This is a genomic window from Wolbachia endosymbiont of Cardiocondyla obscurior (assembly GCF_902713635.1).
Classification (GTDB): domain Bacteria; phylum Pseudomonadota; class Alphaproteobacteria; order Rickettsiales; family Anaplasmataceae; genus Wolbachia; species Wolbachia pipientis.
Map to the genome: position 1 here is coordinate 1 of NZ_CACTIU010000030.1, position 14589 is coordinate 14589.

The window sequence follows — 14589 nt, forward strand, 5'->3', positions numbered from 1 at the left end:
TGTCAAGCGTTTAAAACATAAAAAACGCCAATATTTTAAAGCGGATAATAACCCCAGGGCTTCTTTTGCCTTTTTTTCCGTTTGGTAAATTTCTTAATGTTTATAGCTAAACGACAATCGTCATCCCGCTGCTTGTTAGCGGGATCTATGCTTTGAGATACCGCGAATAAATCGCGGTATGACGTAGAGCTCGCGTTAGCTATACTTTTATGCTTACCAACTCAGTATCCAATCAAAACCTGGATTTCAGTGTCAAGCACTGAAATGACACCAAAAGGGCTACTGCTGTTTTGGATGGAAACCAGTGTCAGCTACTTGAATCTGCCACGCAAATTGCCTGCAAATTGCAATGTTCGTACAGCTGTGCGTCATGCGCTGGAATGGCATCAAGGGGTAACTTTTTATTTAAACAATGATTGTAAAATGATTATAATAAGAGATCTATTGAAATTTTAAAGTTATTAAATATTGACGCTATATACTTAAGTGTTAAAATAGAATGAAAAGTTTTTAGGAGTTTATATGGCAGCAGGTGGGAAAGCAAAGACAGCTAGTAAAAATAACCCTACTCAGCGTAAGAAAGCTGAGCAAAAAATGTATAAAGATAAACCGGTAAAACCTGTTAGATATATAGATCGTGATTCGCGCATGAATTATATGTCTGCTCAATATGACAACGGCAATCTGGTTGAAGATGAGGTAAGCGGCAATCCTATAAAGTGGGAAGCTGTATAATAGTTGTGGTTAAAGTTACTATTAATTCTAAGGAATGTGAAGTAGAGCATGGGCTCACTATAATTCAAGCTTGTGAAGTCGTGGGCGTTGAAATTCCACGTTTTTGTTATCATGAGCGTTTAGCAATTGCTGGTAACTGCAGAATGTGTTTGGTTGAAGTGGAGGGTGGACCTCCAAAACCAGTAGCCTCTTGTGCAATGCCAGTTGCAGAAGGGATGGTTATTCACACTGATACCCCTAAGGTTAAAAAAGCACGTGAAGGTGTGCTTGAGTTTTTGCTAATTAACCACCCGCTTGATTGCCCAATTTGCGATCAGGGTGGTGAATGCGATTTGCAAGATATCACGATGGCTTATGGGAAAGGAACCAGCAGACTTGATGAGCATAAGAGGGCTGTGCCAAAAAAACACTTCGGACCACTGATTGAGACCGCGATGAATCGATGCATTCATTGCACTCGGTGTGTTAGATTTTTGTCTGATGTTGCAGGTACAAATGAACTTGGAGGAATCGGAAGGGGAGAAAATGTAGAGATTAGCACTTACATAAAAAGGCATATTAGTTCTGAATTATCCGGAAATATCATAGATCTCTGCCCGGTAGGAGCTTTAACTTCAAAGCCTTACTCCTTTACAGCGCGTCCATGGGAGCTATCACATTGCGAAACTATAGATGTACTAGATGCTGTGGGAAGTAGTATTAGAGTTGATTATCGTGGCCCGGAAGTTATGCGAATATTGCCAAGGCTGAGCGAAGAAATAAATGAAGAATGGATATCAGATAAAACCCGCTTTGCCTATGATGGACTAAAAGTTCAGCGTCTTGATCGACCTTATATAAAAAAAGATGGTAAATTAGCCCCAGTTGATTGGAATGAGGCATTAACTGTTGCTGCAAAGAAATTAAAGAATACAAAATCAAATAAAATAGCTGCAATTGCAGGTGATTTAGCAGATTGTGAGTCTATGCTTCTACTTAAAGAAATGATGCAGAAGCTCGGCTCGGGAAATATAGATTGCAGGCAGGATGGTGCAAAACTTATACCAAATAATCGTGGATCGTATGTGTTCAATACCACTATTGAAGGTATAGAGAATGCGGATTTGTGTCTGCTTATAAATACAAACCCAAGGATAGAAGCACCGATCATTAACGTAAGATTGAGAAAGAGATATTTACAGGGCAACTTTCCTGTTGCAAGTGTTGGTCCTAACATTGAATATTTGTATCATGTTGAGAAATTGGGCGATAATCCTGATATTTTGAGTGAAATAGCAAATGGAAATCATAAGTTCTGTAAGCTGCTGAGTGCTGCTCAGAGCCCTATGCTGATTATCGGTCAAGATGCATTAGTAAGAGACGATTCTGAATCAATTCTAATTCTAGCTGGCAAAATTGCAGAAGAATTTAACATGGTCAGAGATGACTGGAATGGCTTTAATGTGCTGCATAAAGCTGCAGCAAGAGTTGGTGGGCTAGATATTGGGTTTGTTCCTAAAAAAGGCGAAAGGGATATTAATCAAATATTGGAACATGCAGAAAGTGGTGAAATAGAAGTTGTTTATCTTCTTGGTGCAGATGAAATTGACACATCAAAGTTAGAAAACACATTTGTAATTTATCAAGGTCATCACGGTGATAAGGGTGCACATGTGGCAGATGTTATCTTGCCTGGTGCTGCATATACAGAAAAATATGCAACTTATGTAAACACTGAAGGTCGAGTGCAAAGAACAAATTTAGCTGTATTTCCTCCAGGTGAAGCAAAGGAGGACTGGTTAATTATTAAAAATCTCTCGCAATATTTGGATCTCTCCTTACCATATGATAGTTTATTTGACGTGAGAAAAAAATTAGATACTATCGGTCCACAGTTTAGAAATGCTGATCAAGTGATAAAAAACACATGGGTACCAATCAGCAATGGTAAAATAAATTTAAGTAATACACCTTTTACTTTAAAGGAGTGTAATTTTTATATGACGGATTCAATAAGTCGCGCTTCAAAAATAATGGCAGATTGTACTAAAGCTTTTTATGAACACGCTAGTTAATATTTTATTTATTTTAGTACCGCTACTACTTTCAGTTGCATATTTGACATACTTTGAGCGTAAGGTCCTTGCTGCAATTCAACTGAGGCACGGCCCAAGTGTAGTTGGACCTTTTGGGCTATTGCAGCCATTTGCAGATGCTATTAAGCTCCTGATTAAGGAGCCGATAATACCATTTAGAGCGAGCACCATACTGTTCATTATGGCTCCAATGCTTACCTTTATCTTGGCATTAATTGCCTGGGCAGTTATACCGTTTGGTGCTGAAGTAATTGTAGAAAATGGCCAGCAAGTAGTTATTCCTAAGGTTATAGCAAATATTAATGTTGGAGTGCTTTATGTGCTAGCTATATCGTCGCTGGGAGTATACGGCGTAATTATTGCAGGCTGGTCAAGCAATTCTAATTATGCATTTCTTGGCGCTATACGGTCGGCTGCTCAGATGATTTCATATGAAGTTTCAATAGGCTTAATAGTTGCTACAGTTGTTGTTACGACTGGCACGTTGAACCTCGGAGAGATGGTGGTAGCGAAACACAATATGCCATTTTGGGTTGATTTGCTACTAATGCCTATAGGAATAATATTTTTTATTTCTTTGCTTGCAGAAACTAATCGTCACCCATTTGATTTACCAGAAGCTGAAGCAGAGCTTGTCTCTGGATATAACGTTGAATATTCATCCATGCCTTTTGCCCTCTTTTTTCTTGGAGAATATGCAAATATGATTTTAGCAAGTGCTATGATGACGATATTCTTTCTAGGAGGGTGGTATCCTCCGTTAGAACTTGGTTTGCTTTATAAAATTCCAGGTTTAATTTGGTTCGTTTTGAAGATAATTATACTTTTATTCGTATTTATTTGGATTAGAGCAACAATACCTCGTTATCGATATGATCAGCTAATGCGCCTTGGTTGGAAAGTATTTTTACCAATATCAGTGTTTTGGGTGATACTCATTTCAGGGGTGTTGCTCTTTACTGGGAATTTGCCTGGATCCAATGTTTAATTTCCCAAATACAAGATTAAGACGCAGGCGCTCGAGCAAATGGGTTCGCAATTTAACAAGTGAAAATAGTTTATCAGTAAATGATCTGGTTCTTCCTCTGTTTGTTCATGACAGAGAAGAAACAACTGAACCAATTTCTGGCTTACCAGGCGTAAAGTGTTGTTCAATAGATGGATTAGTGTCTATAGTTAAGGAAGCTAAAGATTTAGGGATTAATGCTGTTGCAATTTTTCCTGTAGTTGATAGTAAACTAAAATCTGAAAACGCTGAGGAAGCATATAATTCTGACAACTTAATCTGCAGAGCAATTTGTGCTGTAAAATTAAAGGTACCTGAAATTGGTATTATTGCAGACGTTGCATTGGATCCATACACTATTCATGGCCATGACGGCATTTTAAAAGATAATCAGATGGATGTAGAAAACGATGAAACTATATCAGTACTGTGTAAGCAAGCACTTGCTTTAGCGAAGGCAGGATGTGATATAGTTGCTCCTTCTGATATGATGGATGGTAGAGTAGGAAGAATCAGAAAATCATTAGATGATAACAACTTTCAAGACGTATTAATATTATCTTATGCAGTGAAATATTGCTCTAGCTTCTATGCTCCATTCAGGCAAGTCGTTGGTTCATGTGGGCTATCACATTCTATAGACAAAAGTGGTTATCAAATGGATTATAAAAATGCGCACGAAGCAATGTGCGAAATTGAAATGGATATAAATGAAGGTGCAGACTTTATTATGATTAAACCAGGTATGCCATATTTAGATATTATCAAAACAGCAAGTGATAAGCTTAATTTTCCGATTTTTGCTTACCAAGTAAGCGGTGAGTACGCAATGATAAAAGCTGCTGCAAATAATAGCTGGCTAGATTATGACAAGGTGATTTATGAGTCTTTGATTGGTTTCAAACGTGCGGGTGCAAGTGCAATATTCACTTACGCTGCACTTGATATTGCAAAAAATTTAAGTGCATAAGCCCTATAAAATTATTAAATTTTTGGCGCACGTTCTTCTACTGTTGCTGCATATTACCTAAAATCTTCCAATACATGTTTTAAGTTATTGATAAGTCCGTTACAATACAGTATTATAAATAATATAAACCAAGTGTTACTTAGAACATGGGGATTTTTTTTAAATTTTTGGGGAAGATGCTAGGCAAGGTTTTTCCTGCTAAAACAGTAAGCTCTCTTTTAGGAATAGGATATTTACCAAGTTGGCAGAACTATTGGTCTTCTTTTTTAATATTATTTATTGTCGATGTTATATTAATTCTTACATATGGAGGCGAATACTTACTATATAAAATGCCAAACTCAGGAATAGTTGTAGCTGCTGTTTTTACAAAATTGGCAATAGTTATGTTAGTAATGCAATTAATTGGAATATTTATTTTTCATGCTCAAGACCCTTCAGCAAACAGTGGTGAAGAAATAGTAATACAAATAGCGTCAGGGCAAGTACTGACTGTAGCACTTTCAATGCCAGCAATGATGTCGATTTATTATGCTGTAAGTAAACTCTATGGGAGTATATGTAAGCAGATGTTTCAATGCCCATTTTGGTTTAATGATTTTATGCACTTTTTCTTTTTTCTTATGATACCTTACGTATTTTTTAATGTCGTAGAAGTGATAAAACCATGGCCAATAAGTTCAATACAGCTCAGCTATAATAATGCAATGTCAATTACATTTGAGGGGATTTTTCACACATTTTATGCGGTGATTTTACTGTATTTAACAGCATTTATATTCTGCGATTTAACTATGCATGATGCAATTGTCCTAAATAAAAGCATAATTCAGTATGTGAGGGAAAGTTCAGCAGTTTTAGGTGATTATTTACATGATACTGTTAAAAAAATAGGTATTGAATAGTACTTATTTATTTATATATTTAGTATAAAAAGTGTGCAATTTGTGTGAACTTACAAAGTATAATAAAAGAGTTACAAGATTTTTGGGCTAGTGAAGGATGTGTTATACTTCACCCATACACATCTGAAGTTGGTGCTGGCACATTACATCCCGCAACAATTATGTCTGCAATTGATACAAAACCGGCAAAAATTGCATATCTACAACCAGTAATTAGGCCAGCAGATGGGCGCTATAGTGATAATCCTAATCGTTTGTATCAACATCACCAATATCAAGTTATAATAAAGCCATCTGGTAATAATTTACAAGACGTCTATTTAGATAGCTTAAAAGTTCTTGGCATATCTACAGAAAAATATGATATTAAGTTTGTTGAAGATGATTGGGAAAATCCGAGCGTTGGTGCATCAGGACTTGGATGGGAAGTTACATGCAATGGAATGGAAGTAACACAGCTTACTTATATACAGCAAGTTGGAGGGATTGACTGCAAGATGATTCCTGGTGAGGCGGCATATGGGTTGGAACGTTTAGCAATGTGCATACAAGGTGTAGATAATGTTTACGATATAATTTGGAACGATAACGGTGTAACTTACGGAGATATTTTTAAACAAAGAGAATATGAATTTTCTTATCTAGCGTTAGATTATTATGATACTAAAGTGGTACAGCAGCAATTCGAAGATACGGAAAAATTGTGTAAGTTCCTTATTGAAAAGGAGCTACCAATGGCAGCCTATGACCAATGTATTAAAACTAGTCACCTACTTAATCTGCTTGATGCAAGAGGTGTGCTTGGTGTGAATGAACGTACAGCTTATATTGGTAAAGTTAGAGAGCTAACAAAAAAATGTTGTGAATTGTACATGAGTAAATAGCGTATGTCGTTGCAGTTATTATTTGAGTGCCTTTCAGAAGAAATACCACCGAGAATGCAGAATGTAGCTGCAACTCAAGTTAAAAGCTGTATTGCCAATGTTTTTAACAAAAATAATGTAAAATTTACATCAATGGAGGTTTTTATAACGGCACGTCGCATTACTCTATTTGTTGACAACATAAATGCTTTGGAGCTAAAGGATTCCAATAACGAAGTTAAGGGACCAAACATTAACGCACCAAAAAGTGCTATCGAAGGTTTTTTAAGAAAATATCAGAAAAATGAAGAAGATTTGCTCGTTCGAAAAGTAAATAATGAGGATTTTTACTTCATTAAAAGAGAAAGCTGCTCATTTAACATCAGAGAATTCCTCAAAAATCAACTGGAGGAAATGCTCAAAAACTTTTCTTGGTTGAAGAGCATGAGATGGGGCAAAGGAAAAGAAAGGTGGGTTAGGCCAATCAAAAACATTTTATGCATTTTAAATGACGAAATAATACCTGTGTCTTTTGCAGGGATCACAGCATCTAACACAACATATGGCCATCGATTTCTCTCAAGTGGTACAGCGTTAACTGTTAAAGCACCTAAAGACTATTTTGAATTGCTAGAAAAAAACAGTGTAATTCTCCAAATGGACAAAAGAAAGCAATTTATACTAGATCAGATTAATAAATTCACAAAAGAGCAGAATTTACAACTTGAGAAAAATGATTATTTACTAAATGAATTGACAGGGCTTATAGAGTGGCCAATCGTACTGTTTGGTGAAGTGAATCAAGAAAAGTCATTTGGATTACCGAAGGAAGTAATACTTAGTATAGTTAATACACAACAAAAATACCTTGCTTTAAGTAATGGAAAGAGAATTTCACACTTTGTCACTGTTGTCAACGTCAACAATGGTGAAGTTGTTAAAGGACACGAAAGAATATTAGAAGCACGTCTTGCTGATGCCCAATTTTTAATATCTCAAGATAAAAAGGAAAATCTAGATTATTATGTCAAAAAATTAGGTTTGATATTATTTCATGCTTCACTTGGCAGCGTGGGGGAAAAGGTGAAGCGTATTACGGCTCTGTCAAAGTATATAGCTATATTTATTCCACATGCTTCGCTGATAAAAGTTGAACGTGCTGCATATTTGGCAAAAGCTGATTTGGCAACATCGATAGTAAGAGAGTTTCCAGAATTACAAGGAGTAATGGGTGGATATTATGCTTCTTATTTTCAAGAAGATAGAGAAATAGTGGAAGCTATAACTGAGCATTATAAGCCAATCGGGCCAGAGCAGGAGTGTCCTAAATCTCCTTCTGCAATTGCTGTGTCAATTGCAGACAAAGTGGATAGCTTAGTTGGTTTAATTGCAGCAGGTGAGAAAATCTCTGGTTCGTATGATCAATTTGGTTTGCGGAGAATGACAATTGGTATAATTAGGACAATACTTGAAAATAATTTGCATGTTCCAATTAGGCTAATGATAGACAAGTCAGTATCTTTATATTCAAGGCTTCTATTTAATAAAAATACAGCGTCAGTTGATAAGCCGAATAGAAAACAAATTTCAGAACTAGTATTTAGATTTTGCTTAGAAAGATTCAAGGTTATTTTAAAAAATAGAGATATAAGGCAAGATGTTGTAGATTCAATACTATATAAAATCGATATTAATGATCTGCTGACAGCAGAAAAGCAAACTGTTATATTGGATCGTTATCTTAGTACTCCAGAAGGTGAACAAATTCTAAGCACTTACAAAAGAGTCAGTAACATGATGAGCAAAGCAAGGAAAAGTGATGGCACTACTTATAGTGCATCTTACGGTAAGAGGTTTTTGATTGAAAGTGAAGAAATTGCGCTATCAAATTGTGCTATAACTGCTTGTAAAAACATAAAACAAGCGATAAAAAATAACCACTTTAATGTAGCACTTGATGAACTTGCTGGTTTTGCTCCGTTTATCAATCAGTTTATGGACAGTATAAAGATTAACTGTGATTCTGATAAGCTGAGAAGAAACAGATTATCTTTGCTTGAAAATGTAGTTTCCATCTTTCATTTAGTAGCAGATTTTAACCTCATACAGGTTAAGCAATGGATAAATGCTCAGGCAATATAAAGAACAAATCAAATCATCTCCACAGTCCTGTGGCGTGTATAAGATGGTCGGAGATAAGAATAAAGTTTTATATGTTGGAAAAGCAAAAAACTTAAAGTCAAGGTTATCCGACTACCTTCAATTCGAAAATCTTTCTGAACGAATTAGAGTTATGCTCTTACAGGTTATTAAGGTTGAAATATTCATCACTGAGAATGAAATCGAAGCACTGCTTCTTGAAGCACAGCTAATAAAATCATTGAAACCACTTTATAATATTGTGCTTAAGGATGGAAAATCTTATCCTTATATAACAATTTCCAAGCACGATTATCCAAGAATAGCAAAATATAGAGGCAAATTTAAGAAGAATGAGTTTCATTATTATGGTCCCTTTACATCTGCCGCTGCTGTTAAGCAAACTATATTGTCATTGCAAAAAGCTTTTCTCCTAAGAGTATGTTCAGATCAATACTTTTCCTCAACAAAAAGACCATGTATTGAATATCAAATTAAGCGCTGCTCAGCACCATGCGTAGATAAAATCACAAAAGACGACTACTGCCAATCAGTAAAACAGGCACGAAATACATTGCTTGGAAGAAATAAGGAAGTGAAAGAACAGTTACTTTTCACAATGAGAAAGTGCAGCAGTGAAGAAAACTATGAGCTTGCTGCTATATATAGAGATCGGGTAAAGTTTCTTGAGCAAATTCAAATACAGCACACGGATTTTTCTTTTGAAAAAGATGCAGATTTCTTCAGTATTGTACGTGAAGAGGATCTAGCATGTATTAGTGTGTTATCGTTTAGAAATAAAGACAACTACGGCAGCACTCCTTACTTTGCCGAGAACTGTGGTGATCACTCAAATGATGAAATTTTATCCACCTTTTTGGTCAATTTTTATAATTCAGCTAACATACCTCCAATACAAATTTACGTTCCAGATTCTATTGTGGATAAGGAAATTATAGAACAAGCACTATATAAGGTTGCTCAAAAGCCAGTAAAAGTTCTGCATGCAAAGAATAAAAAAGAGCGTGATTTATTGAAATTTGTTTATGATAACTCTCAGCATAGCTTAGAGCAGAAGCTTATCGATTATAGAAATAACCTAGAAAAGCTTGAGGAGCTTAGCAAAATCTTCTTGTTACCAAATATTCCAAAGCGTATTGAGGTTTATGACAATAGCCATATATTTGGAAACCAACAAATTGGTGTAATGGTTGTTGCAGGGCAGGAGGGTTTTTTAAAAAGTGAGTACAGAAAATTTACTATAAAGGAAAAATTTTCAGGCGATGACTATAAAATGATGAGGGAAGTGCTAACCAGACGTTTCTCCGGCAATATAAAAGGCATAATACCTGATTTTTTACTGATTGATGGTGGACCAGGACATGTTTCCATAGTACAGAATGTACTGGAAGTATTGAATATAAACGTTCCTTTTGCTTGTATGGCAAAAGGTCCTGATCGTAACGCAGGAAATGAAAGATTTTATATGCTGGGCAGGGAAGAATTCAGTCTGGCAAATGACAGCAAAGTCATGCTTTACTTACAATCGCTGCGTAATGAAGCCCACCGTTTTGCGATAACTTCACATAGAAAAAAACGCGATAAACAGTTTATAGTTTCACAATTAAGCAAAATACCCGGCATTGGCAACAAAAGAAAAAAAGCGTTGATGTCTTATTTTGGTTCAGTGAAAAATATAAGCAAAGCTTCTCTGGCTGAAATTCAAAACATACCTGGAATTAGTAAAGGTTTAGCAGAAGTTATTCTTAAACACGTAAATTATAAGAGAGGAGTACTGGAATGACACAAAACCCGTTTTATTATTAGGGAATTTATATCTTAAAACCGCAAAAAAAGGTGTGCGTATTTGTGAAAAAAAATCTCCATAAAATTTGTGAAGCAATGTGGTGGGACTAGTGCGATTCGAACGCACGACCTTCGGATTAGGAGTCCAACGCTCTATCCTGCTGAGCTATAGTCCCGTGTTTCCTACCATTCATGTAAAGTTATAGCAAAAAATCCTTTCTTTTCTAGATTTCTTGCATAACCAATTTATGACGACAAAAAACATTTCTGTACTTCTTGAGTATAATGCTATTATATTTAATAACATGGTTTAAGTAAGATTAATGCTAGTTAACAATATTGGTTATTTCTATAACAATCAAAACGACTTTGCTTTAAGCAATATAAACATTAAAGTAAAGAAAGGAAATGTTGCATGTTTATTGGGGCATTCTGGCTGTGGCAAGTCAACAATTTTGAAATTAATTGCGGGGATAGAAAATCCAAAATCTGGAACTATTTTTATAAATGATAGGTTAGTTGCGAGCAATAAGGCATCAGTCGCTATAGAGCATAGAAATATCGGATTGATTTTTCAGCATTCTGCATTATTTCCTCATAAAACAGTAGTAGAAAATATAACCTTTGCTATCCGCAGCTCTTCCAAGAGAGAAAAGCACCTAATTGCATTGGAAATTTTGAAGTTACTCAATATAGAAAAATACGAAAATATGTACCCTAACGCCTTATCTGGAGGACAGCAACAATTAATTGCAATAGCAAGAGTGATGGCACAAAACCCTGATGTTGTGTTGTTAGATGAACCATTTTCTAATTTAGATATACTGCTCAAGTGCCGAATAAGACAACATATATTGTCCCTTTTTAGAAGTAAAAATATCCCTGTGCTAATGGTAACTCATGACCCGCAAGAAGCATTGAAAGTTGCAGATTTTATCTACGTAATGAAAAATGGTAAAATTATTCAATCAGGAGTTTCTAGCGATATATACCATAAGCCTAAAGACGATACGCTAGCAAAGTTTTTTAGTGAGCTCTCTTCTACTCTACAGTTAAGCGAAAAGTTTCCACTTATTCGCTGCAAGAAAATAATCTAGTTTGGGATTGTTATAAAATAATTAAAAAACCTTGATTTATAATTAAATAAAGGTGATATAATCTATGTGTTACTTGACTTCAGTCAAGTTTTAATATTTAAAGGTCAATATTTTAAATGGAGGTGAAAATGAGTTTAGGACCATGGCAATTGTTTCTAGTCTTAATAATAATTTTAGTTCTGTTTGGTGCAGGCAGATTACCGCAAGTTATGGGTGATTTAGGAAAAGGCATCAAAAACCTTAAACAGGAGCTTAAGGACTCAGAAAAATTATCGTCTAATGAACCAGATCGTTAGCGTCCTCATACTTCGTGACATGCACCTTAGTGCATGTCATCTGTTTAAAAACTTAGTCAGGTTAAAGAATGAAAGAGATGAAGTGTTGGTATGAAATAAATAACAAATATTGAAATACAGCAACAACTATGTTAGCTTAAGAGGAATATTTTATTAAAGGATAATTGTGCAAAAAAGTGAGAAACTAACTAAAGATAAAAAACTAGCTTCTGATATTCTAAAAGAGGTTGCAGATACCAATAACAATGATAGCAATAAAGTAACTTTGTTTGACATTAAAACAGCTTTGCATGAGCGCGGTTTTGGTATTTTAATAATCATCTTCTCCTTGCCGCTATCGGTGCCTATACCGGTTCCACCTGGTTATACAACTATTCTTTCTATACCTTTAATCTTATTCTCACTGCAGCTTCTATTTGGATTTGATTCTCCTTGGATGCCCAGTTGGCTAGAAAGAAAATCTTTTCAGCGTTCAACACTAGCTTTTGTGGTAGAGAAAACTTCTCCAGCATTAAAAAAAATAGAAAAGTTCATGAGACCAAGAATGTCTTTTATTTTCTATGGGCCCGGTGAAAAAATTTTAGCTTTTATAATGCTGCTTTGTGCGTTATCAATAGCTCTTCCACTACCTCTTACTAACTTCATTCCTGCAATTGGTACGACTCTTATTTCGCTTGGTATCATGAGTAAAGATGGGTTTCTATCCATATTGGGAGTTCTAATATCATTGTGTGGGTTATTGCTTACTCTTGTTGTAGTAGTCAAAGGGCCACAACTTATAATTGGGGCATTTTCTTTTCTCAAAAGCTTCGTATATGGTTAGGCTTTACAACACCTTAACAAAAAAAAAGGAACTTTTTACACCAATCGATCAAGATCATGTGAAAATGTATGTTTGCGGACCAACAGTATATGACACAGCACATATAGGCAATGCACGGTCTGTTGTTGTGTATGATGTGTTATTTCAGCTACTTAAGTTTTGTTATGGCAAAGTTACCTATGTGCGTAACATAACCGACATTGATGATAAGATAATTAATGCAGCAAGCGAGAAAAATAGCAACATAGAAAGTATAACCACATATTACATTAAAGCTTTTCATGATGATATGGAAAGCATAAATTGTAAAGAGCCAACACACGAGCCAAAAGCAACGGAAAACGTAGATTATATTATAAAATTAATTGAACATTTGCTGCAATCAGGCCACGCTTATGAATCTGACAAACACGTGTATTTTAATATAGAATCTTACCATGAATATGGTGCTTTATCAGGAAAAAAAACTGATGAATTGGTTCCAGGTAGCAGAGTTGAAGTTAATGAAAATAAAAAGCACCCGGGAGATTTTGTGCTGTGGAAGCCTGCAAATGATATTGACTACAAACTTTCAAGTTATTGGAATAGCCCATGGGGAGAGGGCAGACCTGGATGGCATATAGAATGCTCAGCAATGTCATATGCTTACCTTGGCAAAGATTTTGATATTCATGGTGGCGGCATAGATTTACAATTTCCTCACCATGAAAATGAAATTGCACAGAGTAAGTCCGCATTTGCTGGATCAATGTTTGCAAAATACTGGATACATAACGGCTTTCTTACAGTAAATGAAGAAAAAATGAGCAAGTCCTTATTTAATATAGTCAAAGTAAGAGATTTGCTAGATAGTGGAATAAAGGGTGAAGTAATACGCTATGCACTGCTCAAAACTCACTACAGAAAACCACTTGATTGGACAGAAAACGTTATTTCTGATGCACAGGAAACCTTAAACAAATTTTATCGGTTATTACGTGGTTTAGATATAACGAATATTGATGAAAGTAACGCAGAGATTTCTAAAGATTTTATAGACGCTTTAAAAAACGACTTAAACATCCCTGAAGCTCTAGCTATATTACATGAAATGGCTGCAAAAATTAACAAAATGAGTAATGAAAGTGAAAAGCTTAAATTAACTGAGAGTTTTGTTAAGAGTGCCAGATTTATTGGTCTTCTTGAGTCAAGTTATCAAGAGTGGTTTACTGCTGGTGTGAGTCATCAAGAAATAGAAAGATTGATAGATTTAAGAAGAGCAGCAAAACAAAATAAAGATTATAATACTGCAGACAAAATAAGGGACCAGTTGAAACAAATAGGGGTTACAATTTCTGACAATGAAGATGGTACAACAACCTGGTAAATTCATATGGAAAACTACTTCCTGTTATTCACAGATAGTCTAGTATCATCATTAGTCTTACCCATACATCAAGGTTTTGTATTCAATACCATGCTTTATTTCAGGTCGTATCACACTCCACTACTTATGTTATTTTTTGGAGTACTAGGATCAAGCCTTGGTGGAATAGTTAACTGGTACTTAGGTAGAATAACAATCTCTATACGAAAATCATACCACAAATTAGAAAACGAATATACAACGCCAAAAGTTACAAAAAATTTGCTAATTTTTGCAACTTTATTACTTTCGTGGGTGCCAGCACTTGGAAGTGTGATTCAAATTTTATCAGGTTATTTCAAGTTAAACCTTTATATCCTTGCCCCTTTAATCATTCTATCTAATTTCTTCTATTTATTATATCTAATACTTACTTTTGGAGTATAACAGCTATATAGTACTTCCCAAAGTAAATGATAAAGGTATAATAAGCTATTTGAGTTATAATGGCGTATAGTGTGGATTTAAG

Annotated in this window: 14 protein-coding genes and 1 tRNA gene; 14 read left to right on the forward strand and 1 reads right to left on the reverse strand. The window is 35.2% G+C overall.

Going from position 1 to position 14589, the window contains the following annotated elements:
• The first annotated feature begins 249 nt into the window (after positions 1-249).
• The 9 genes from WOCAOBSORBRA_RS03070 (at position 250) to uvrC (ending at position 10497) form a co-directional block, all read left to right on the forward strand.
• Positions 250-456, forward strand: coding sequence for a hypothetical protein (locus WOCAOBSORBRA_RS03070; RefSeq protein WP_038250894.1), 207 nt, complete (start codon positions 250-252; stop codon positions 454-456).
• Positions 457-522: 66 nt separating this feature from the next.
• On the forward strand, positions 523-735 hold the full coding sequence (locus WOCAOBSORBRA_RS03075) for a hypothetical protein (RefSeq protein WP_006279675.1): 213 nt from the start codon (positions 523-525) through the stop codon (positions 733-735).
• A gap of 5 nt (positions 736-740) precedes the next feature.
• Positions 741-2789, forward strand: a complete 2049-nt coding sequence (gene nuoG, locus WOCAOBSORBRA_RS03080; protein WP_174515916.1) for an NADH-quinone oxidoreductase subunit NuoG — start codon at positions 741-743, stop codon at positions 2787-2789.
• Positions 2773-3798: an NADH-quinone oxidoreductase subunit NuoH gene (gene nuoH, locus WOCAOBSORBRA_RS03085; protein WP_174515908.1), complete on the forward strand. Its 1026-nt coding sequence runs from the start codon at positions 2773-2775 to the stop codon at positions 3796-3798. The genes nuoG and nuoH overlap by 17 nt, the downstream gene beginning before the upstream one ends.
• Positions 3791-4786, forward strand: a complete 996-nt coding sequence (gene hemB, locus WOCAOBSORBRA_RS03090; protein ID WP_174515909.1) for a porphobilinogen synthase — start codon at positions 3791-3793, stop codon at positions 4784-4786. Before nuoH ends, hemB begins: the two co-directional genes overlap by 8 nt.
• Positions 4787-4932: 146 nt before the next feature.
• Complete coding sequence (locus WOCAOBSORBRA_RS03095) at positions 4933-5691, forward strand: phosphatidylglycerophosphatase (protein WP_174515910.1); 759 nt, start codon at positions 4933-4935, stop codon at positions 5689-5691.
• Between the two features lie 44 nt (positions 5692-5735).
• Complete coding sequence (locus WOCAOBSORBRA_RS03100; protein WP_174515911.1) at positions 5736-6575, forward strand: glycine--tRNA ligase subunit alpha; 840 nt, start codon at positions 5736-5738, stop codon at positions 6573-6575.
• Positions 6576-6578: 3 nt separating this feature from the next.
• Positions 6579-8696, forward strand: coding sequence for a glycine--tRNA ligase subunit beta (gene glyS / locus WOCAOBSORBRA_RS03105; protein ID WP_174515912.1), 2118 nt, complete (start codon positions 6579-6581; stop codon positions 8694-8696).
• Positions 8680-10497, forward strand: a complete 1818-nt coding sequence (uvrC, locus tag WOCAOBSORBRA_RS03110; RefSeq protein WP_174515913.1) for an excinuclease ABC subunit UvrC — start codon at positions 8680-8682, stop codon at positions 10495-10497. The genes glyS and uvrC overlap by 17 nt, the downstream gene beginning before the upstream one ends.
• 101 nt (positions 10498-10598) lie before the next feature.
• Here uvrC and WOCAOBSORBRA_RS03115 read toward each other — a convergent pair.
• Positions 10599-10675: transfer RNA gene (locus WOCAOBSORBRA_RS03115), tRNA-Arg, on the reverse strand.
• 147 nt (positions 10676-10822) lie between these two features.
• On the opposite strand from WOCAOBSORBRA_RS03115, the gene WOCAOBSORBRA_RS03120 reads away from it, so the two are divergent.
• The 5 genes from WOCAOBSORBRA_RS03120 (at position 10823) to WOCAOBSORBRA_RS06525 (ending at position 14507) form a co-directional block, all read left to right on the forward strand.
• A complete protein-coding gene (locus WOCAOBSORBRA_RS03120; RefSeq protein ID WP_174515914.1) occupies positions 10823-11596 on the forward strand; it encodes an ABC transporter ATP-binding protein in 774 nt (257 codons plus the stop codon).
• 128 nt (positions 11597-11724) lie between these two features.
• On the forward strand, positions 11725-11892 hold the full coding sequence (gene tatA / locus WOCAOBSORBRA_RS03125; RefSeq protein ID WP_006013840.1) for a twin-arginine translocase TatA: 168 nt from the start codon (positions 11725-11727) through the stop codon (positions 11890-11892).
• 166 nt (positions 11893-12058) lie between these two features.
• Positions 12059-12715: an exopolysaccharide biosynthesis protein gene (locus tag WOCAOBSORBRA_RS03130; RefSeq protein WP_155968800.1), complete on the forward strand. Its 657-nt coding sequence runs from the start codon at positions 12059-12061 to the stop codon at positions 12713-12715.
• A complete protein-coding gene (gene cysS, locus WOCAOBSORBRA_RS03135; RefSeq protein ID WP_174515915.1) occupies positions 12708-14081 on the forward strand; it encodes a cysteine--tRNA ligase in 1374 nt (457 codons plus the stop codon). The genes WOCAOBSORBRA_RS03130 and cysS overlap by 8 nt, the downstream gene beginning before the upstream one ends.
• Positions 14082-14087: 6 nt before the next feature.
• Positions 14088-14507, forward strand: a complete 420-nt coding sequence (locus WOCAOBSORBRA_RS06525; protein ID WP_155968794.1) for a YqaA family protein — start codon at positions 14088-14090, stop codon at positions 14505-14507.
• Positions 14508-14589 lie beyond the last annotated feature (82 nt).

Coding starts and splice junctions, on each gene's coding strand:
- WOCAOBSORBRA_RS06525 (WP_155968794.1), top strand. CDS start 14,088: ATGGAAAACTACTTCCTGTTATTCACAGATAGTCTAGTATCATCATTA.
- tatA (WP_006013840.1), top strand. CDS start 11,725: ATGAGTTTAGGACCATGGCAATTGTTTCTAGTCTTAATAATAATTTTA.
- WOCAOBSORBRA_RS03075 (WP_006279675.1), top strand. CDS start 523: ATGGCAGCAGGTGGGAAAGCAAAGACAGCTAGTAAAAATAACCCTACT.
- uvrC (WP_174515913.1), top strand. CDS start 8,680: ATGCTCAGGCAATATAAAGAACAAATCAAATCATCTCCACAGTCCTGT.
- nuoH (WP_174515908.1), top strand. CDS start 2,773: ATGAACACGCTAGTTAATATTTTATTTATTTTAGTACCGCTACTACTT.
- hemB (WP_174515909.1), top strand. CDS start 3,791: ATGTTTAATTTCCCAAATACAAGATTAAGACGCAGGCGCTCGAGCAAA.
- cysS (WP_174515915.1), top strand. CDS start 12,708: ATGGTTAGGCTTTACAACACCTTAACAAAAAAAAAGGAACTTTTTACA.
- glyS (WP_174515912.1), top strand. CDS start 6,579: ATGTCGTTGCAGTTATTATTTGAGTGCCTTTCAGAAGAAATACCACCG.
- WOCAOBSORBRA_RS03120 (WP_174515914.1), top strand. CDS start 10,823: ATGCTAGTTAACAATATTGGTTATTTCTATAACAATCAAAACGACTTT.
- WOCAOBSORBRA_RS03095 (WP_174515910.1), top strand. CDS start 4,933: ATGGGGATTTTTTTTAAATTTTTGGGGAAGATGCTAGGCAAGGTTTTT.